This is a genomic window from Thalassospira profundimaris WP0211, assembly GCF_000300275.1.
Lineage (GTDB): Bacteria > Pseudomonadota > Alphaproteobacteria > Rhodospirillales > Thalassospiraceae > Thalassospira > Thalassospira profundimaris.
The window spans coordinates 1-18,994 of the sequence record NZ_AMRN01000016.1; the positions used below are offsets into that span (position 1 = coordinate 1).

General features: G+C 54.9%; 17 protein-coding genes. 10 read left to right on the forward strand and 7 right to left on the reverse strand.

All coding sequences use genetic code 11. From position 1 onward, the window contains the following. The first annotated feature begins 298 nt into the window (after positions 1-298). Genes TH2_RS20140 through TH2_RS20155 form a run of 4 tightly spaced genes read left to right on the forward strand, consistent with a single transcriptional unit; the run spans position 299 to position 2,955 of the window. Positions 299-1,180 (forward strand): MotA/TolQ/ExbB proton channel family protein, encoded by an 882-nt coding sequence (locus tag TH2_RS20140; protein ID WP_008892302.1) that lies wholly within the window; start codon positions 299-301, stop codon positions 1,178-1,180. A 23-nt stretch (positions 1,181-1,203) separates the two neighbouring features. Then, complete coding sequence (locus TH2_RS20145) at positions 1,204-1,593, forward strand: ExbD/TolR family protein (RefSeq protein ID WP_008892303.1); 390 nt, start codon at positions 1,204-1,206, stop codon at positions 1,591-1,593. Beyond that, complete coding sequence (locus tag TH2_RS20150; protein ID WP_008892304.1) at positions 1,590-1,997, forward strand: ExbD/TolR family protein; 408 nt, start codon at positions 1,590-1,592, stop codon at positions 1,995-1,997. The genes TH2_RS20145 and TH2_RS20150 overlap by 4 nt, the downstream gene beginning before the upstream one ends. A 1-nt stretch (position 1,998) precedes the next feature. After that, positions 1,999-2,955 carry an energy transducer TonB gene (locus TH2_RS20155; RefSeq protein ID WP_008892305.1) on the forward strand — a complete coding sequence of 319 codons (957 nt, stop codon included), beginning with the start codon at positions 1,999-2,001 and terminating at the stop codon, positions 2,953-2,955. A gap of 53 nt (positions 2,956-3,008) precedes the next feature. Here TH2_RS20155 and TH2_RS20160 read toward each other — a convergent pair whose 3' ends face one another. From TH2_RS20160 to TH2_RS20170, 3 genes are all read right to left on the reverse strand, one after another. Further along, positions 3,009-3,311 carry a DUF2218 domain-containing protein gene (locus TH2_RS20160; protein ID WP_008892306.1) on the reverse strand — a complete coding sequence of 101 codons (303 nt, stop codon included), beginning with the start codon at positions 3,309-3,311 and terminating at the stop codon, positions 3,009-3,011. 40 nt (positions 3,312-3,351) lie between these two features. Further along, positions 3,352-4,497, reverse strand: a complete 1,146-nt coding sequence (locus tag TH2_RS20165) for an ABC transporter substrate-binding protein (protein ID WP_008892307.1) — start codon at positions 4,495-4,497, stop codon at positions 3,352-3,354. A 103-nt stretch (positions 4,498-4,600) separates the two neighbouring features. Beyond that, a complete protein-coding gene (locus TH2_RS20170; RefSeq protein ID WP_008892308.1) occupies positions 4,601-6,613 on the reverse strand; it encodes a TonB-dependent receptor domain-containing protein in 2,013 nt (670 codons plus the stop codon). A 340-nt stretch (positions 6,614-6,953) separates the two neighbouring features. Between TH2_RS20170 and TH2_RS20175 the strand changes: the two genes are divergently transcribed. Further along, positions 6,954-7,823: a helix-turn-helix transcriptional regulator gene (locus TH2_RS20175; protein ID WP_238538740.1), complete on the forward strand. Its 870-nt coding sequence runs from the start codon at positions 6,954-6,956 to the stop codon at positions 7,821-7,823. 48 nt (positions 7,824-7,871) lie between these two features. On the opposite strand, the gene TH2_RS20180 is transcribed toward TH2_RS20175, so the two are convergent. Continuing rightward, positions 7,872-9,194 carry a globin-coupled sensor protein gene (locus tag TH2_RS20180; protein WP_008892310.1) on the reverse strand — a complete coding sequence of 441 codons (1,323 nt, stop codon included), beginning with the start codon at positions 9,192-9,194 and terminating at the stop codon, positions 7,872-7,874. A 241-nt stretch (positions 9,195-9,435) separates the two neighbouring features. On the opposite strand from TH2_RS20180, the gene TH2_RS20185 reads away from it, so the two are divergent. The 3 genes from TH2_RS20185 to TH2_RS20195 all read left to right on the forward strand — a co-directional run bounded on the left by TH2_RS20185 (position 9,436) and on the right by TH2_RS20195 (position 12,820). Next, entirely contained in the window at positions 9,436-9,936 is a 501-nt protein-coding gene (locus tag TH2_RS20185; RefSeq protein WP_008892311.1) for a hypothetical protein, read from the forward strand. Positions 9,937-10,103: 167 nt separating this feature from the next. Next, entirely contained in the window at positions 10,104-11,195 is a 1,092-nt protein-coding gene (locus tag TH2_RS20190; RefSeq protein WP_008892312.1) for a TRAP transporter substrate-binding protein, read from the forward strand. Between the two features lie 524 nt (positions 11,196-11,719). After that, entirely contained in the window at positions 11,720-12,820 is a 1,101-nt protein-coding gene (locus TH2_RS20195; protein ID WP_008892313.1) for a TRAP transporter substrate-binding protein, read from the forward strand. An 85-nt stretch (positions 12,821-12,905) separates the two neighbouring features. Here TH2_RS20195 and TH2_RS20200 read toward each other — a convergent pair whose 3' ends face one another. Then, a complete protein-coding gene (locus TH2_RS20200; protein ID WP_008892314.1) occupies positions 12,906-13,298 on the reverse strand; it encodes a hypothetical protein in 393 nt (130 codons plus the stop codon). A gap of 138 nt (positions 13,299-13,436) precedes the next feature. Between TH2_RS20200 and TH2_RS20205 the strand changes: the two genes are divergently transcribed. Next, positions 13,437-17,405, forward strand: coding sequence for a hybrid sensor histidine kinase/response regulator (locus TH2_RS20205; RefSeq protein ID WP_008892315.1), 3,969 nt, complete (start codon positions 13,437-13,439; stop codon positions 17,403-17,405). Positions 17,406-17,444: 39 nt separating this feature from the next. Further along, positions 17,445-18,206 (forward strand): hypothetical protein, encoded by a 762-nt coding sequence (locus TH2_RS20210; RefSeq protein WP_008892316.1) that lies wholly within the window; start codon positions 17,445-17,447, stop codon positions 18,204-18,206. A gap of 16 nt (positions 18,207-18,222) precedes the next feature. Here TH2_RS20210 and TH2_RS20215 read toward each other — a convergent pair whose 3' ends face one another. Both TH2_RS20215 and TH2_RS20220 read right to left on the reverse strand, forming a co-directional pair. Then, positions 18,223-18,603 carry a helix-turn-helix domain-containing protein gene (locus TH2_RS20215; protein WP_008892317.1) on the reverse strand — a complete coding sequence of 127 codons (381 nt, stop codon included), beginning with the start codon at positions 18,601-18,603 and terminating at the stop codon, positions 18,223-18,225. Positions 18,604-18,625: 22 nt separating this feature from the next. Then, complete coding sequence (locus tag TH2_RS20220) at positions 18,626-18,928, reverse strand: type II toxin-antitoxin system HigB family toxin (RefSeq protein WP_008892318.1); 303 nt, start codon at positions 18,926-18,928, stop codon at positions 18,626-18,628. Between the last annotated feature and the right edge of the window lie 66 nt (positions 18,929-18,994).

Here is an 18,994-nt window from a genome sequence, read left to right on the forward strand (position 1 = left end):
CACAGGTTCGAATCCTGTCGGGCTCACCAATTCAAAACCCCCGGAACCCAGAAGTTCCGGGGGTTTTGCATATCCGGCTTCTGCCATCATATTTCCCATCGCAATTTTCGATCGATCACGCAAAGCCTGTCCCGCCCTGAATGACCTGCTCGGTGCAGGGGATCAGCATGAAAATGTATTTTGGCCTGTTGGTTGCGATTGCATCGCAATTCTATTTCCTGTAAAGAATGCAAATCAGTTTCAAACGCACCAGAGCAGGACGTCTGGTGGTGATCAATTTTGTGATCGGGAAAGTTACATGTCTGACCCTGTGAATTCATCAGCCGCATCTTCGGATGCGCAAACGCCGCTTTCTTCCGATGGCGCACTCGTCCCGGTGGGGGCTGACTCTGCGACCGGAAACCTTAATGCGGACGGTTCTGTCATGGTGGACCCGAATACCGGGCTTGCCATTGATGCGACGGCAACGACCCAGTCGACCGGCATGCTGGATGGCTTTGTTGGCCTTCCGGTGATTGAGCAGGTCGACCGGGCTGGCGTGGTTGGCTGGGTGCTGGCCGTGATGGCGCTGATCGGGCTTATGGTGTTCTTCTATAAGCTGGTCGGGTTCCTGCGCCGTGGTGTTTTTGCCGACGGCTTTGTAAAGGATGTCGAACGTCACCTGTCATCGGGTGACGAGCAGCAGGCGGCCGAAATTCTGGCCCGCCGTCGCCATCCGGCCGCGCGTATTGCCCTGTCGGGCATGATGCTTCCGATAAGTTCGTCTGAGGAACGTGAAGCAGCATCGGATCTGATTGCTTCGCGTGCGCGCAAGGAAATTGACGGTCTCAATGGTGGTCTGCGGATCATGTCGGCCATTGCCGTGCTAAGCCCGCTCTTGGGCCTTCTGGGCACCGTGATGGGCATGATCGAGGCCTTCCAGCGCATGGAAGGGGCAGGCAGCCGTATCGATCCCTCTGTGCTGTCTGGCGGTATCTGGCTGGCACTTCTGACAACCGCAATCGGTCTTGTGGTCGCGATCCCGGCAACCGCGTTTCATATGTGGATGCAGGGCGTGATTGGCCGTGCTGCCGCCACGATGGAAGATGTTTGCACGCTGGTGATCAATCGCGGTGAACTGGCCCGCAAGACGCTTACCCGCGCATCGAACATTTCCGAACTGCGCCACGCCGCCGAATAAAACCCGTTTCCGAAAGTCGCCCCATGCAGCTGCGCGAACGCAACAGCGGTTCTACACCGATGATCGGTCTGACCCCGCTGATTGATGTTGTCTTTATCCTGCTGATCTTCTTCATGCTGGCTTCAAGCTTCCTTGACTGGAAGGGCTTTGAGATGTCGGTCAGCATCACCGATGGTCGCGCCACCAGCCAAAGCGATACCCGACCGGTCACGGTCGAGGTCGATGTGAATGGTGGCCTGTCGATCAATGGCAATGCGATTGCGCTGTCCAATCTTGCCCCGACGCTTTTGCGTGATCATGACGGATCACCGGTACGCCTGCGGCCGATCAACGGTGCCAATCTGCAGCGACTGGTTGAAGTGATGGATACGCTGGGTCGCGGTGGTGTCACGGATGTGGAGTTCATTGAATGAAACGCCGCATCCAGATTGCCGAAGACGGACCGGTTCAGGAACCGATGTTGCCTTTGATCAACATCGTCTTCCTGCTTTTGATCTTTTTCATGATCGCCGGAAGCCTGCAAAAACTCGGTCCCTTTGAAGTTGATCCGCCCGCCAGCCAAACCGCCGAAGGCCAGCCGGAGGACACCATTGTCCTGTGGTTTGGCAGCAATGGCGAAATCGGGATTGATGATCTGACGGGTGGGCTTGACCGCCTGTCGTCGATGCTGCCAGCCGACTATATCGGCCGTCCGGTTGAAATCCGGGCCGACCGCGAAGTCGAAGGCGCCAAGGTTGTGACCCTTTTGGCGCGCCTTCAGGAACTTGGCATCGAAAAGGTTCAATTGATGACGGCCATGCAGCCGGGTCAGGAGTAGCATGTCCAAACGCGTTGATCTTTTGATTGCGACCGGGCTGACCGGTCTTGTCCTGACTGGCGGGATCGTGCTTGCCATGCCCGACCCGCAGCCATCCGGTTGGGGTGGGGCCGGGGCTGTCCAAAGTATCAGCATTTCGCTGGGTGCCGGGCAGGCCGAAACCGGCGAGGCCGAGACAGACACCCAAAGTGCCGACGCGGTCGACAGCATGGCCGCCGAAGTGCCCGAAGAAATCGTCGAACCGGATCCGGAACAGGAAGCCCAGCCTGAACCTATCCCCGAGGAAGTGGTCGAGACGGAACCAGAGCCTGAACCGGAAGTTCTGCCGGAACCAGAGCCGGAAGTTGTCGAGCAAAAGCCAGAACCCATCCCGGAACCAGAACCGGTCATCGAACAAGTTGCCGAACCTGAACCTGTGCCCGAGCCGGTTGTCGAACAGCAACTGGCAGAGGTCCTGCCGGTGCGCATGAAGCCCAAACCACCCGTGGAGCAGGCAGAGGCCCCGCAACCGACCAAGGCGCCAGAGCCGGTCGAAAAAGCCGCCCAGCCAACGCCACAGCCATCCGGGCTGACCAACTCGGTCAAGTCAGAGGGCACGACGGGTGAAACCACCCAAAGTCAGGCGGCCAGTTCATCGGCTGGCAGCGGTGGTGGTGCAGCAAGCCAGGCCAAGATGGTGGATTATCAAGCATCCGTTTTGCAAACACTGGCGCGCTACCGCGAATATCCCGAACGCGCCATGCGCCGGCGTATCGAGGGCGAAAACCGTATTCGCCTTGTCATTGCGCGCGATGGCACGGTGCTGGAAGCCAGCATGGTCAGTTCAAGCGGATCGAGCATCCTTGATCGCGAAACCGAACGCCTGATCGAACGGGTGCGGAAATTCCCGCCATTCCCCGACGAGATGACCGAACAACAAGTCGTCTGGACCGTACCAGTCGCTTATCAACTTCACTAGAATGACAAACGCCAGCCCATGAAGGCTGGCGTTTTTGTTTGCGTAGGGCGCGTTTAGGCGTCTGGCGTTTCGCCGTCCTCCCAGTGATAATCAAGTGGTGCTTCGCGCCAGGCAAATTTGTCAAGATGGACGATAATCACACCCTTCATGCTCTCGATACCCTCGGACTTGTGTGACTGCCCGTCAAAGGTCAGGCGATCCTCATGGGCGGTAATGACGCACGGCCCCATGGGAAACGCCACATTGCCGGTGGTTTCGCCCAGATCGACTTCGACCTTGTGGGCGAAATGTTTGCACAGCTGGACAAGATACTTGGCGGCCTTATCGGTTTTGACCGATCCCTTTGTGGTAAACATCTGGCGATCTCTCTGTTTGTGTTTGCGGGAGTGGGTCGGTTTATGGCGACGGCGCGTCGTCAAGGCCGATCCAGTAGACACCGTTCAGATCAACCGCCTGAAAGTGCTCGAAAAATGTTGCCAGTTCGGTGTTCGGATCAAGGTCGGCATAGATGTCGGGATGCAACCACTTTGCCATCGCCTGCAGGGCAAACACATTGATCGGGTTGTTATAAATGTGATGCCAGACGGAATAGACCTTCCTGTTTTTAACAGCACTCAAAAGTGGCAGGCCGGTCCGTTCCATACTGCGTGCCAAGGACGCACGTGCCTGATCGGCATTTGTGTTTGCACCAAGGACAATACGCCGTGCATTTGTTTCCGCATCCAGCCCGGACGATCCGATGGCCGTGGTGATATAGACGTCCGGATCGGTGAAGATTACCTGTTCGACCGATATCTGGCTGATCACGCCGGGGATGGTATCGGCAAAGATGTTTTCGCCACCGGCGAGGGTAACGAACTTGCCGATCATCTCGTTGCCCATGGCTTCGCAGCAGTTCTCGGCAAGGCCGACACGGCTTTCGAGGAATGCACTGGGCTTTTCGCTTATATTTGCGGTGCGGGAGGTCACCTTTCGAAGGTTCTCCTCATAGAATTTCACAAAGGCTTCTGCCTGTTCTTCCTTGCCCATCAGCTTGCCGAGAAGACGGATGCTTTTGGGCGTGTTTTCAAACGGCTTGGCCCGAAAATCGATCATCACCACCGGGATGTCTGCCGCACCCATGACAGACAGAACTTCGTGGCTGGTGGAACCGGGCCCATGGCCGCCCGACATGCCAAAAATTGCCACGTCGGGTTCGACTGTCACGGCCTTTTCAACAGAAAACGTTTCTTCGTTCTGACGACCAACCAGCGGAATATCATCAATTTCGGGGAATTTTTCGCGATATTGCGCAAAGGATGCCGGATCAAGCGATTTGAAGTCGCCCATCATTCCGGCAATCCAGCGCACCGGATTTTCCGGATCAAGAATGCCGATCGACGGCAGAAAACGCCCTTCGCCAAGGATCATGTGTTTGACCGGCACCTCGACGGTGACTTCACGTCCGGCAATATCAGTCAGTGTGACCGTTTCACCAGCGGACGCGTTTGCACCCCAGATCAGTGTTGCCGCAGCAAGGGGAAGAAGATTGCGAATTTTCATGTCAGGTTATCCTGAAGGTTTGTCTTGTCGTGCATTTCAAACGCCAAAACGGGCAGCACCTGATGTGCCGCCCATTTCGGTTTGATGTGTGTTTCTTCACGTCCTAGAAATCGACCTTCGCCGAGATCAGGAAAGTGCGTCCGGGTTCGTGGAACGGTTCGCTGATACGCGTGCTGTCATAACCGGTTGTTGCGCGGTCGATGTAATCGCGATCAAGGATATTCAGCGCATCCACACGCAGGGTAACTGCATCGTTCAACACTCCGGGGACCCACTCGGCATAGAGATTGGCAACGAAGTAGCTATCGAGTTTTTCGTTGCCGCGTTCTTCGGGGCTGTCATCGGAAAGCGCGAATTCCGCATTGCCGCCAACGCGCAGCCCATAGCTATCAAAGCTGTGACCGGCATCGAAGTTGAACATGTCACCCATGATGACGCCCTGATAGGAGGCCTCGGTGCTCAGCGGGACGCCGCCGTCGGTTTTAACGTTGGTGTGTGAGTAGGTCAGGCGCGCAAACCCCGGACCATAGGAATACATGGCAGACAGATTGACACCACGGGTATCGAGATCGACGGTCGAGTTACGGGTCGCACTGGACAGATCGTGGGATTCATCGATCAGGTTGTAGAAAAGGTTTCCATCCAGCGTCCAGTCATCAAGCGCAAGGCGCGAACCGACCTTTGCGTTATAGGACCGCGAAGGGGCAAAGCCGTCATAATTCCAGTTGCCACTGAATTCATAAATTGCCGATTCACCAAGCGGTAGGCCACCAAAGGTGGTCCCGGCACCACCATAGACCATCAGCTGTTCGGTCAGGTCATATTCTGTGTTGGCATTGCCGCTTAGTCCGAATTCGGAAAAGTCTTCACCAGTCAGGCCTTCGAACCATTGCTGATCGGCACGGCCGCCGAACGACACACGCCACTGATCGGTCAGGGACAGGCGGGCTTGCGAGAATGCGCCAATATCGGTCGAGGTTTCTGAATAGCTACCGTTGCGCGGGGATCGATTGTGATATCCGGTTGCCTCATCGCGATAGAAATCAATCCCGGCGGTGATGACACCATTATCGACTTCAAAATTGTTGGCGGCCTTGCCGTTGATGGACTGGATATCGGATTTGACGTGATAGAAGTTCGCACCACCCTGAAGGGCCGGAATGTTCAGAACCGTACGGCTATAAGCCAGACTGAATTCCGGATCGAACTGGCCAGACGGCATTTCATCGACATAGCTCACCCCAACCGACGTATCGCGATAGGACAGCCATTGTGGCGCTGCGCCGTTGGCCAGAACCGCATAGTTCGGGCGGGACGGGCGGACACCTTCATCTTCAAGATGGCTGGCAAACGCTTCGAAACGGCCTCCGTCATTGCCGGTAAAGGCAAACTTGCCCAGTCCGCTTTCGCTGCCATCGGCGGTGCCAATCGCCTCATCACCGTCGCCGTCCTTGTAATTGCCCTGATTGCTGTTTTTCAGATACGCCAGCGCTTCAAACCCGGCTGACTGTCCGGCAACGGTCAGCCATTCGGCAAAGCCCTTGGTGTTTGAATTATACTGCAACTTGCCCCAGCCACCGAACGTGTCACCGGCTTCAAGGACGTCCCGGGCATCTCGGGTTTCATAAGACATCGATCCGCCCAAGGCATGTGGCCCGGCATCCGCCGGGGCGACACCGGATTCAACATTAACCGATTTCAGCATCGCCGGATCAATGATCGCTGTTCCGATATGGTGGAAGCTTGAATCTACCTGACGGGCGCCATCAACCTGAACGTTAAGCTTGGTATTTTCGATACCCTGCACATAGACCTTCTGAACGATGGCGGTCGGGCCGCCGACTTCGACCGACGCGTCCGATGAAAAGACATCCTTCATGGTTTGCGGGTTTTTGCGATCCAGTTCTTCCTCGCCAATCGAAACGCCACCCGGAAGGCCCTGTGCCGATTTGGCCGATGCCGTGACTTCGAGGGGCTTGGTCACGGTTTCATCATTGTTGGTCTCTTGGGCAAAGGTGATTGATGGCAAAACCGCAAGCGAAAAACCGGCAAGAACGGTCGTGCGCAAAAGGGCGCTGATCCGGGGCGATGAGGTTGGCGAGGGTGACTGTGGCATGTTCATTTCCTGAGAAATATAATTGCAAATGCGAATGATTGTGAATATTATTTTCGCAGGCGGGGATGCAACAGGAATGATGTTTGCCAAATCGCCGGACATGTTTGCGAAATCGTCAGCATGTCTTTGCAAAGGCCGTTCGGCGCCGATTGCATGTTCAAAGATGCTTTGTGACTTCAAAATGATGCAGGAGAGGTTTGTGGGGGTAACAGCACACCGGCAGATAACGCGGCGTGACTCTATTACCAGGAGCCATCTGGAAAAACGCGGCACCCTTATCAAGGAAACAGGTGAACTCGGCAACGCCTTGGCAAGTCGCGGCGCGTTGATGAGCGGGCGCATGTCATTTAGTGATACGCAGTCGTTTCTTGATATTCACACGTCTGACACGATGGAGATGAAGAATGCCATCGCCGACTATCATGTCGGTGCAGCGGTAAAGGTTGCCATTATGCTGAAGGGACGGTTGCAGGCCGAATTTGACGGCGTGCCGGTTGACCTTGATGCGCGGGATCACCCGGTCGGCTTTATCTGGGCAGTGCCGCATCCTTCAAAAGTGCGCCGTTATATCCACAAAGGCAGCGAAATCAGCAAGGTGATGATTTCGGCACAGTTTGACTGGGTCTTGCGCCAGCTTGGCAAGTCACCGGCCCGCTATCGCGAAATCGCCGATTTTTTCAATGCCGGTATTTCTGTGCGCAGCTGGCGGCCGTCACGCCGCGTACTCGCACTTGCTGATCAGTTGATCTATCCGCATGCAACGGATCCGCTTATGCGCGAGCTGTATGAAGAAAGCCGCGGGTTGGAGATTTTTGCCGAGGCACTCTCCGCCATTCAGAACGGTACGGACCAAATGGCAACGCTTGGCAAAAATTCAGGCCCGGATGCGCTGGATCGGCATCATCGTGCACAGGAAATCCGTGATTTCATTCTGGCCAGTGACCCGGAACAGCAAACCCTTCCGACCATTGCAGCCGCCATCGGGATCAGTGTCACCAGCATGCAGCGCATCTTCAAGGATGCCTATGGCATGACGGTAAAGGATTTCATCCGTGAAAGCCGCCTTGTCGCGGCCCGCGATGCCATGGAAAAGGACGGCCTGACGATTGCGCAGGCCGCCTGGGCGGCGGGCTATAAAAGCCCGGCCAATTTCGCAACCGCCTTCAAGCGCGTCTTTGGCATCACACCGTCCGAGGCACGCGACCGCTAGCAACGGGCTTAAGCAGCGCGGCCTCGGGGGTGAAAGCAGTGTTGGGCGTTATGACGTCAGCTTCGTGATAAAGGCATCAACATCGGACCGCAGTTTTTCGGAATTCTGTTTAAGCATGCGCGAGACGTCCGAAACGTTTTGCGCCACCGTGCTGGTGCGTTGTGCGGTGCCATTGACCGTTTCCAGGCTGCCGTTCACATCGCGATTGGCCGAAGACACCGCATTGATATTGCCACTGATTTCAGTGGTGGCGGCGGCCTGTTGTTCGACGGCTGCTGAGATGGCGGTAACGGAATCAACGATGTTGCTGATCTGGCCGGCGACCCCGTGAATGGCATTCACCGCGGCAACCGTGCTTTGCTGCACATTGTTGATTTGTGCTGTGATATCGCCGGTGGCCTTGGCGGTCTGATTGGCAAGGTTTTTGACCTCGCTTGCGACCACGGCAAAGCCTTTGCCCGCTTCGCCGGCACGCGCTGCCTCGATCGTGGCGTTCAGGGCCAGAAGGTTGGTTTGGCTTGCGATCTTGTCAATCAGGTCAACGACAGTGCCGATTTGCTCGGCGGCGGCATTGAGGGTTTCGATCGTGTCTGATGTTTGTTGTACAGACACTTCCACTTCGTTGGAAATTGTCGAGGCCCGCGAAACCTGGCTTGAGATCTCGCGAATGGAGCTATCAAGTTCTTCCGCCGCACCGGCAACGGTGGTGGCATTATCGGCAGACAGTTCAGCAGCACCGCGCGCCTTTTCAACTTCGCCCTGGGTTTCCTGCATGCTCGCCAACAGGGTTTCAGATGCCTGCGACATATCTTCGGCCGAGCTTGAAACGGCGGAAACGACCGTTCCGATGGTTTTTTCAAACTCGTCGGACATTTGCTGAAGTTTGTCGGCATAGGTCTTTTGCGTTTCTTCGTAATAGACCGTAATCGCCATTTCGACATCGATCAGCAACGCATTGGTCGAGCCGATGATCATCAACGGCAGTTGTGAATCACGACTGAAGTTTTTGCACAGGACGGCGGTGATTTCGCCAAGCATGAAGTTATAGGCCGAAACATATGCTTCGGGCGTCAGTCCAATCCGTTCGTGGGCCTTACCGATGCGGCGCACGTCGTCGTAAAAGGATTGATCGAATGCGCCGTCAAAAAGTTTGGCCCAGTGTTTGGCCTGGGCATTCTTCAGGCGATCAATGTTTGACGGATCACCGACAATTTTTGCCAGAGCCGCGTTATTCATCACCTTATGGTAAAACTGATCAAGCATGCCCGGCAGGTTTTTTTCAATCACTGGCCATGCACGTTTGAGCTGTTTGATCTTTGGTTCGTCCAGTCCGATAAAGTCGAGACGGCTTTTAAGTTCAGGATGTACCACGTTTGATCCCCCGAGAAACAACAAGCAATGTGAACGCTTAAAAGATGCTGTTTCTTTAGGTTGGACCTGAATGGTCTAGTTTAACTATCCAAAAGGTTAGTGCGTTGCAATTTTATGTAATTAAAATACTGTTTCCATGTGTTAAATTGCGCGGATAAAGAGAAAAAACAGAAAAGATTTCTCATTTCCCGATCTGCTGCGTCATAGGGGTCCTTATACCATTGGTCGAATGGAGGCTCCTATGCCAATCAATGCCACGCAGCTTCGCACCCTTGTCGTCAAACCGGTTCTGGCGGCCCTTGGATTGCCTGCATCAGATGTCGCGGAAAACCTCATCATGGGCACAGCCGCCCATGAAAGTCATTTGGGCGATTATATTGAACAGGTCGGCGGTGGTCCGGCACTGGGAATTTTCCAGATGGAACCGGCAACCTTGCATGATTGTTATGAAAACTATCTTGATTACCGGGCGGACCTGAAAGCCAAGGTGGACGGGTTTCTTGCCCCGCAGCCAGCACAAGCAGATGGCACGCCCGACAAGGACGCACAACTGGCGACCAATCTGGCCTATGCCACAGCGCTTTGTCGTATTCGCTACTACCGGGCACCGGCCGCGATGCCGACCGATCCCAACGACATCAACGGGCTGGCCGCCTATTGGAAGCAATATTACAACACGCCGCTTGGGGCGGGCACGGTTGAACAGTTCGTCGCCGATTACAATCGCTACCTTGGGTCGTAAGACACTGTTGGCGGACTGAAGGCCAGCATTCCGTAGCGGCAAGAAAAAATATTTCCTGATTTCGGCAAAAATAGTGGAAAAGGACAGTCGTTTTCGACAAAATTCCCCTCCGCAAGTTGGTGGTTGCGCAAAAAACCACCAAAACACAAGAATTTAAGGGGATCGGAATGAAACGTCGTCAGTTTCTAAAAGGGGCCGGACTGGGTGCGGGTGCGGTTGCTGCCTCGGTTGCAGCACCGGCTGTTGTATCCGCACAGGAAACGCTGAATTGGCGCATGGTAATGCCATGGCCAAAAGGAACCCCCGGACTTGGCACCAATGCCGAAAAGTTCGCCGCCATGGTCAAGGAGATGTCAGCTGGTCGCCTGAACATCACCATCTATGGTGCCGGTGAACTGGTGCCGCCGTTCGAATGCATGGATGCGGTCGAGCAGGGTGTCGCCGAAATGGCGCATGGGACCCCGTATTACTGGCAGGGCAAAAACCCGGCCCTTAACTTCTTCTCGACCATTCCGTTCGGTCTGACCGCGTGGGAGCTTTCAAGCTGGATCCGCTTTGGCGATGGTCAGAAGCTTTGGGAAGAAGCCTACGAAGAATTCAATGTTGTGCCGTTCTATGCCGGTAACTCTGGCATGCAGGCCGGTGGCTGGTTCAACAAGGAAATCAACTCGCTTGATGACCTGCAGGGCCTTAAAATGCGCTATGCCGGTCTTGGCGGCGAAGCCATGCGCCGTGCCGGTGCCAACGCCACCATGATCCCGCCGGGTGAAATCCTGCCGGCGATGCAGTCGGGTGCGATTGACGCGGCCGAATGGGTTGGCCCGTGGAACGATATGGCGTTTGGTCTGTATCAGGTTGCCAAATACTACTACACCCCGGCCTTCCACGAACCTGGCCCGGGTCTTGAGATCTTTGTGGGCAAGGACAAGTTTAACGCGCTGACACCGGATCTGCAGGCGATCATTCGCTTTGCCGCACAGGCGATTGCTGAAAATACCCTTGCGGACTTCACCTTTAACAACATCCAGTCCTATCAGCCGCTGATCGACAAGGGTGTTGAGGTGCGTCAGTTCCCCGATGAAGTCATCATGGCGCTGGCCGAACATTCCAAGGCCGCAGTTGATGAAATCGCTGGCCAGAACGACCTCGCTGGCCGGATTGCTGCAAGCTACCTTGACCTGGTTAAGAAAGCCGCACGTTACGGCAAGGAATTCGAGGCAACCGGTCTGATGCACCGTGCAAAGGTGTGGGGCTACTAAGACCGGGCTAGAGCACGTCGCGTTTAATCTGCACCATTTTGCCGTAGACAGTCTTCTGTCGCACTAGGAAAGATCCGCAAAGCGTAGCGGGGCTACGGTCAAGGATCCTGACGCAGTGGGGCGGAAGGCTGTCCCGGCCCGAAGGGTTTGATTTTGGCGACTTTTCGCGGCGTTACACCGTTTGACCGATGCGCCGCATCGCTCTGCACGCTGTGCCTTGCCAAACAGTTCGCCAAAAACAAACAAAATGATACAGATTAAACGCGACGTGCTCTAATATCTTTATCGGACCTTCGGTTCGATCCCCGATCAGGGACTGCCATTCTGGCAGTCCCTTTTTGTTTGGCTCTATGGTTGAAAATTTATCGACGAAATGTCGATGTCATGCGCTCAGTGCGATGCTGCATCCCGCAATCGTTAATTGTTGCCTGCGCCAAAAACCGTAACTTTGGACCCAAACAAGGTTACGAAATTATCTTCGTGAACTTTTTACGCAAAATTTTACCAATATTGGGAGCCCCACAATGAAACGTCGCGCGTTTCTGGGCGGTGCAGGCGTTGCCGCAGGCGCATTTGCCGCTACTGCCGCTGCACCATCAATCGTCAAAGCAAACGAAACCATCAACTGGCGCATGGTCATGCCCTGGCCGAAAGGAACGCCTGGTCTTGGCGCGAACGGCGAACTGTTTGCCGAACGTGTCAACAAGATGTCGGGCGGTCGTCTGAAAATCACCGTTTACGGTGCGGGTGAACTGGTCCCGGCGCTGGAATGCATGGATGCGGTCGAACAGGGTGTTGCCGATCTTGCGCACTCCACCCCGTATTACTGGTTTGGCAAGGACCCGGCTGTTTCATTCTTTACCACCATTCCGTTCGGTTTGATGGGCTGGGAGCTTTCCGGTTGGCTGCGCTTTGGCGGTGGTCAGGCGCTCTGGGACGAGCTTTATGCCCAGTTCAACGTCAAGCCGTTCCTGGCTGGTAACACAGGCCTTCAGGCCGGTGGCTGGTTTAACAAGGAAATCAACTCGGTTGAGGACCTTAAGGGCCTTAAAGTCCGTTATGCCGGTATCGGTGGCGAAGCCATGCGCCGTCTGGGTGCGACGCCGTCGCTTCTGCCGGCTGCCGACATCCTGCCAAGCTTGCAGTCAGGTGCGATTGACGCAGCCGAGTGGGTTGGTCCGTGGAACGATTATGCCTTTGGTCTGGCATCGGTTGCCAAATATTACTACACCCCGGCATTTGCCGAGCCGGGTTCGGGCATTGAAGTCTTTATCAACAAAGACAAGTTCGCCGAACTGCCCGAAGACCTTCAGGAAATCGTCGCCGTTGCCGCACAGGCCAATGCTGAACAGACCCTGTCGGATTTCGCGTTCAACAATATTCAGTCCTATCAGGCGATCCTTGAAAAAGGTACCGAGATCCGTCACTTCAATGACGATCTGATCAACGCCTTTGCGACGGCATCTAAAGAAGCGCTTGAAGAAATTGCTGCGAAGAATGAACTCACCGGTCGCATTTATGCCTCCGTGATGGATTTCGCCAAGAAAGCCGCGCCCTATGGCAAGGAATTCGAGGCAACCGCGCTTAACCAGCGCGCCAATGTTTTTGCCAACGGCACCTACTAAGCCATTAGGCATCTTAAATGAAAAAGGCCGGCACCTTCGGGTGTCGGCCTTTTTTGTTGTCTGCTGTTTGCCGCCATATAAGGGCTTAGTGCACGGTCGGCGCTTTTGGTGCTGCGGGCAAATCGAACGTAAACCGGTCCTGATCCTTGAGCTCTTCATTTGCCGCGCGCTTGACCAGTTCGGCGGCGAGGACCAGCGATGTTTCAATCGCCCATTTAAGCTGTTCGACTGCGCCCTCGTTCCCGGCATTCAATGCCTCTGGCAGGATGCGTTCCTGCAGGAACTTGGCGACACCGGCAAAGGCGCGTGCGGCACTTTCGCAATTGTTGCGTTCGACCATGAAGCGACCGCTTTGTTCAATCGCATCGGCAATCCCGGCCAGATGGCCCATCATGATGCGAATTTCGGCGTCATCTGTTTCGGTCTTTTTTGCGACGAACCGCAGGATACCGGCATAAAAGCCATAATCAGAAGCCATCTGAACCACGCTTTCCTTGATCTTTGGTCTCAAATCGATTTGCGCCGTTTTAGACAATTCACCCGCCGTGGTATAGTCCCCGATAACAGATAATTGTGACCGCCTGGACAGGCGGCGATAACAAGGGCGTTTGCGTCGATGCTTCAGGGCGGACTGATCTTTATTGTTGCCATGACCTATATCGGGTTGTTGTTTGCCATTGCCCATTATGGCGACAAATATGCCGACAAGTGGCGCGCATCCAGATTAAAGCCGACGATCTATGCCCTGTCGATGGCGGTCTATTGCACAAGCTGGACCTTCTTTGGCTCGGTGGGCTCGGCGGCCACCGGGGGGTGGGCGTTCCTGCCGATTTATATCGGGCCGATTTTGGTGATGATTTTCGGTTTTGGCATCATGACCAAAATCGCCCGTGTCTGTCACAAGCAAAACATTACCTCGATTGCCGATTTCCTCGGCTCGCGCTATGGCAAAAGCCAAAGTCTGGCTGCCCTTGTTGCGCTGATCGCGGTGGTTGGCGTGCTGGCCTATATATCGCTTCAGCTCAAAGCGGTGTCGATGTCGTTTGATGTGCTGATCGGCGATCTCGGCCAACAGGTTGTTCGCCATTCCGAAGGCCATTTTTCCAAGGACACAGCGTTTTATGTCACCATCCTGATGGCGGTGTTCGCCATCCTGTTTGGCGTGCGTTATATCCACGCATCCGAACATCATGACGGCCTGATCCTGGCCGTGGCGTTTGAAAGCCTGATCAAGCTTGCAGCCCTTCTGATGGTCGGTTTTTTCGTCGTTTACGGGATGTTTGACGGCTTTGTCGATATCAATCAACGCGCCCTGTCTGATCCGACCGTGCGGCAGATGTTTATTCCCGATACCTGGCTGACATCAAACTTCTTTATCGCCACCATGCTGGCGGGGTTTGCCATTTTCTGTTTGCCGCGCCAGTTCCATGTGACCTTTGTTGAAAATGATGACAGCCGCAACCTGACCAGCGCGCGCTGGCTGTTTCCGGCCTATCTGGTTGCGATCAACATCTTTGTCGTGCCGATCGCGATTGCCGGTCTGTTCATGTTTGGCCATAACCCGGCGGTCAATCCCGATACCTTTGTTCTGACCTTGCCGTTACTCGGCGGGCAGAACTGGCTGGCGGTATTTGCCTTTATCGGTGGTTTGTCGGCCAGTACCGGGATGGTGATTGTGTCCTGTGTCGCGGTTTCGACCATGGTCTGTAACGATCTGGTCATGCCGCTTTTGCTGCGTTCTGAACGTCTCCAGAAACGCATGTCTGGCGATGTCAGTCAGGTGCTGTTGAAAATCCGCCGGGCCGCCATCATTGCCATCCTGTTTCTGGCCTATGGTTTCTATCGGTTCCTCGCGGAAAACTATGCGCTGGCGGATATCGGGATGCTGTCCTTTGCCGCCATGGCGCAGTTCGGCCCGGCGGTTTTGGCTGCGATTTACCTTAAAAACATCAATCGGACCGGGGTTCGGCTTGGTCTGACGTCCGGTTTTGTTCTATGGGCCTATACGCTTTTGATGCCGGCCTTTGTGCAGGGCGGGTTGTTGCCATCCTCGCTCCTGACCGACGGGCCGTTTGGCATTGGCATCCTGAACCCACAGGCCCTTCTGGGTGTGGGGATCGAAGATCATCTGACCCACGGGGTTGTCTGGTCACTTGGTGTGAACTTTGTTTTGATGTTTGTCGGCTCGGCCGTTGGGGTGCAGGGTGTCACCCAACGCCGTCAGGCGCAGGTCTTCGTCGATGTCTGGCGCAAGGATACCAAGGCGCGCAACGATACCTGGCCGGGCCGGGTGACGCTGGGCGATCTAGAAGATCTGGCGGCAAGGTTCCTTGGCAAGCATTGGGCACAGCGCGCCTTTCGCAATTATCTGCAATCGCGCGATGGCGAAACCAAGCGATCCGATCTTGCCGATGTCGATGCCGCGAACTTTACCGAACATCTGCTGTCTGGTGCCGTCGGGGCCGCATCTTCACGCGTGGTGATGGCGCTGTTGCTGCCCGACAAGGCCGTATCACGCCGCGATGCGATGGAGCTGCTCGATGAAGCATCCGAGGCCATCAAGTTCAACCGCGACCTTTTGCTCAACACGCTTGAAAACATCTCGCAAGGGGTCGGGGTGTTTGACCAGAACTTGCGCCTGGCCACATGGAACCACCGTTTCATTGATCTGCTTGGCATTTCGACCAGTGACATTCAGGTCACCCTGCCGCTGTCGGAACTCGTTCATATCTGCCGCGAGAACGGCAACCGGGCGGTCGATATTGATATTCTGCTGGGGCGCAATGCCGCACCCCAGATGCGCCGACTGCCGCATACCTATGAGCGCAAGCGTGCTGATGGCATGGTGCTCGAAGTTCGCACCAACCCGATGCCTGATGGCGGGTTTGTGGCGACCATTGCGGATATCACGGCCCGTGTGCGTACCGAAGAAGCCCTGCGCGATAGTGAACGCAACATCCGGATCTATACCGACAACATTCCGGTGATGATTGCGTACGCCGATAAAAATCAGCGCCTGCGCTTTACCAACCGGCCGTATGAGCGGATGTTTGGTCTGCGTCGGGTTGAGGCCCACGGCATGTCGGTCCGCGAAGCAGTGGGCGAGGAACGCTATGTCCATCTCGCCCCTATGATCGATCTGGTATTGCAGGGCTATCGCCAAAGTTTCGAGATCGAATTCCCCGCCATTACGCGCAACCGAAATGACGAACGCGCCACCCTTGGCGTGCGTGAAGGCCGTTATGCCGAAGGCACCTATATCCCGCACTTTGACGAAACCGGCGAGGTGCTGGGCTATTTCTGCATCTATCACGACATCACCGAACGCAAGACCGCCGAACAGGCGCTTAAGGAAGCCAACGAAGGCCTTGAAGCCCGCGTGACCGAACGAACGCATGCGCTTGAGGTGCTGAACTCAGAGCTTTCAGACGCCAAGGAACAGGCCGAAACGGCGAATGATACCAAGACCCGCTTCTTTGCCGCTGCCAGCCACGACCTGCTTCAGCCGCTTAATGCCGCGCGTCTGTTTACGGTGGCACTTGGCGGCAAGCAGGGGCTGGCGGATGACATACTTGATCTGGTCGGCAAGGTGGATCTGTCGCTTAAGGGGGTGGAAGAACTCCTCAACGAGCTTCTTGATATCTGCAAGCTGGACGCCGGCGCGATGCAACCAACCATTCGCGACTTTGCGATCAATGATGTGCTGGGTGCGCTTGAAACCGAATTCGGCCCGATTGCTGAAAATGCGGGGCTCAGCTTCAAGGTCCATAAACGTGATCTGTGGGTGCGCAGTGACAGTCGCTTGCTTAGGCGTATCCTGCAAAACTTCATTTCCAACGCCATGCGCTATACCCGCACCGGCGGGGCGGTGGTCGGCTGTCGCGTGCGCGGTGACACGCTGAAACTCGAAGTCTGGGATAGCGGTCCGGGCATCCCTGAAGACAAACTGAAAATCATCTTCCGCGAATTCCATCGCCTGGAAGGCCCGGAAACCACCGATGTGAAGGGGCTGGGGCTTGGCCTTGCCATCGTGGATCGCCTTGGCAAGTCGCTGGGTCACCCGGTTTCGGTGCGCTCCCGCCCCGGCCGCGGCACGGTCTTCTCGGTCGAAGTACCACTCGGTGTTGCCGATACTGCCGCCACGCCCAAACCCAAACGCCGCATGGCGGGCGAGTTGGGCGGCCTTCGCGTGCTCTGTCTTGATAACGAACCGGCGATCCTTGATGGCATGCGCGCCATGCTCGAAAACTGGGATTGCGTCGTGGTGACGGCCCAATCGGGCACGGCTGCCGAAAACCTGCTGACCCAGGAAATTGACGGCAAAAAACCGTTTTCCCCGGACATCATCCTTGCCGACTACCACCTTGATTCCGGCCAGACCGGCCTTGATGTCCTGATCCGGCTCCGCGATGTTCACGGCGTTAACGTGCCCGGCGTCATCATCACCGCCGACCGCGCGTCCGAGACCGCCGACCTGATCGCCGCCCAAGGCTACTCCCTTCTCAACAAACCGCTCCGCCCGGCAAAGCTGCGTGCCCTGATGACACGTGCACTCAACCGGCTGGGGAGTGATGCGGCGGAGTGAGTAGTTTCCTTTCAAGCTCATTTTTTGAAGAATTAAAGTATGTCAGTTTATTCGCCGGATCAGATATCTGAACTCGAGCAAGCTAGTTATGCTGTTCAGGGAAAGTATGAGAACCTACTTTTAGCGTACTATTCCAAAAAATATCGTACTGCGAACGGTTACGAGCATGCGTTACACGGGTTTGGCAGACGATTACGCGTAATGACGCGATGCATTGAGAATACATTTAGAGTACTTCCACCGAGTCAAACTGCAAAACCGGATGATAATCAAAGGCTGGATGCTACGATAAATATTCAGTCCTTTGTCCAAAATGCATATGGATGTTGTGAAAACCTAGCTTGGATATGGGTTCATGAGAGAGATATAAAAATGCCCAGCGGTGATCCAGTCTCTCATGGTGCTGTTGGTTTCAGGAAAACTAACAGGGTTGTTTGGCGTTCTCTTCCAACGGATTTTAGAGAGTACCTTCAGACGTTGGATAAATGGTTTGAAAATCTGAAAGGCTTTCGGGACGGCTTGGCACATCGTGTGCCATTGTATATACCACCGTCTCTTGTGGACCCTGCCAATACTGGCAAATACAAGGAGTTAGAACGCCAAACGAGAATTGCAGAGTTTACTCAAAACCACGAAAAGTTGAGAAGAGTGGAAGAAGAATTAGCTCAGATTGAGTTCTTTAGGCCTGTAATGACTCATTCGGTGACGGAAGAGTCACCATTAATACGCTTTCACGATCAATTACTGACAGATTTCAATACGGTGGAGGAAATCGCTACGAAGTTTCACAAGATTCTGTAACGACAGGTTTCCTTTCTCAAGCACTCTCCCGAACCGGCTGGATTAAAATATCTGCTGGAATATTCCAAGCCTCATTCAGTTTCCTGATCTGCGTCAGCGACAGACTGGTTTTATGGTTGAGGAACTCTGACGCACGGGAACGACTGCCAAGCAGTTTGCCTAGTTCGGCGCGATCCAGTCCGTTTTGCTCCATGTAAAACAGCACAGCCTCGACCGCATCGGGGGCGGCAATCGGGAACTGTTGCGTTTCATATTGGTCAATCAGGATACCAAGCACTTCCAGCTGATCAGCCTCTGGCGTGCCGGGTTTGGCATCCCAAAACTCTTCAAGCTTTTCCATCGCTGCTTCATAGTCTGCTTCGGTCTTGATGGGCTTAATGGCATAGGTCGTTTGCATTTTCGTCTCCTTCCCAACCCGATCAGAACTTGTCGACGGTTTTGGCGTCAATTTTGTCGTAATCGGCGTGGGTGCCAATAAATTTGATCCACGCGATCTGGACGTCATAGCGAAAGGCAACAATCAGGCGATAGTCATTGCCATGGATTTTAAACCTGATCCGTTCGGCATTAATGCTTTTTGCTGTGCCAAAGACAGCCAGAACATCCTGATGGTTTTGCCAGCCCGCTTTGCGGGTCCGATCAAACCAAGCCCGCAAGGGTTGTTCGGTTTCGGGGTGTTTGGTCCAGAAATCGACAAGCACCTTTCGGGCAATGATGCGCATTTAGCGTCCTTGTCTCGGCGTGTTTCAATATTTCGATTTGATGGAGAATAGCATGTTCCAAAAAAT

What these genes read in the sequence shown, in the direction of transcription:
- TH2_RS20215 (WP_008892317.1), bottom strand. Translation starts at nt 18,603, where the DNA reads ATGCAAACGACCTATGCCATTAAGCCCATCAAGACCGAAGCAGACTAT.
- TH2_RS20160 (WP_008892306.1), bottom strand. Translation starts at nt 3,311, where the DNA reads ATGTTTACCACAAAGGGATCGGTCAAAACCGATAAGGCCGCCAAGTAT.
- TH2_RS20195 (WP_008892313.1), top strand. Translation starts at nt 11,720, where the DNA reads ATGAAACGTCGCGCGTTTCTGGGCGGTGCAGGCGTTGCCGCAGGCGCA.
- TH2_RS20200 (WP_008892314.1), bottom strand. Translation starts at nt 13,298, where the DNA reads ATGGCTTCTGATTATGGCTTTTATGCCGGTATCCTGCGGTTCGTCGCA.
- TH2_RS20165 (WP_008892307.1), bottom strand. Translation starts at nt 4,497, where the DNA reads ATGAAAATTCGCAATCTTCTTCCCCTTGCTGCGGCAACACTGATCTGG.
- TH2_RS20175 (WP_238538740.1), top strand. Translation starts at nt 6,954, where the DNA reads ATGTCATTTAGTGATACGCAGTCGTTTCTTGATATTCACACGTCTGAC.
- TH2_RS20140 (WP_008892302.1), top strand. Translation starts at nt 299, where the DNA reads ATGTCTGACCCTGTGAATTCATCAGCCGCATCTTCGGATGCGCAAACG.
- TH2_RS20205 (WP_008892315.1), top strand. Translation starts at nt 13,437, where the DNA reads ATGCTTCAGGGCGGACTGATCTTTATTGTTGCCATGACCTATATCGGG.
- TH2_RS20170 (WP_008892308.1), bottom strand. Translation starts at nt 6,613, where the DNA reads ATGCCACAGTCACCCTCGCCAACCTCATCGCCCCGGATCAGCGCCCTT.
- TH2_RS20150 (WP_008892304.1), top strand. Translation starts at nt 1,590, where the DNA reads ATGAAACGCCGCATCCAGATTGCCGAAGACGGACCGGTTCAGGAACCG.
- TH2_RS20155 (WP_008892305.1), top strand. Translation starts at nt 1,999, where the DNA reads ATGTCCAAACGCGTTGATCTTTTGATTGCGACCGGGCTGACCGGTCTT.
- TH2_RS20190 (WP_008892312.1), top strand. Translation starts at nt 10,104, where the DNA reads ATGAAACGTCGTCAGTTTCTAAAAGGGGCCGGACTGGGTGCGGGTGCG.
- TH2_RS20210 (WP_008892316.1), top strand. Translation starts at nt 17,445, where the DNA reads ATGTCAGTTTATTCGCCGGATCAGATATCTGAACTCGAGCAAGCTAGT.
- TH2_RS20145 (WP_008892303.1), top strand. Translation starts at nt 1,204, where the DNA reads ATGCAGCTGCGCGAACGCAACAGCGGTTCTACACCGATGATCGGTCTG.
- TH2_RS20185 (WP_008892311.1), top strand. Translation starts at nt 9,436, where the DNA reads ATGCCAATCAATGCCACGCAGCTTCGCACCCTTGTCGTCAAACCGGTT.
- TH2_RS20220 (WP_008892318.1), bottom strand. Translation starts at nt 18,928, where the DNA reads ATGCGCATCATTGCCCGAAAGGTGCTTGTCGATTTCTGGACCAAACAC.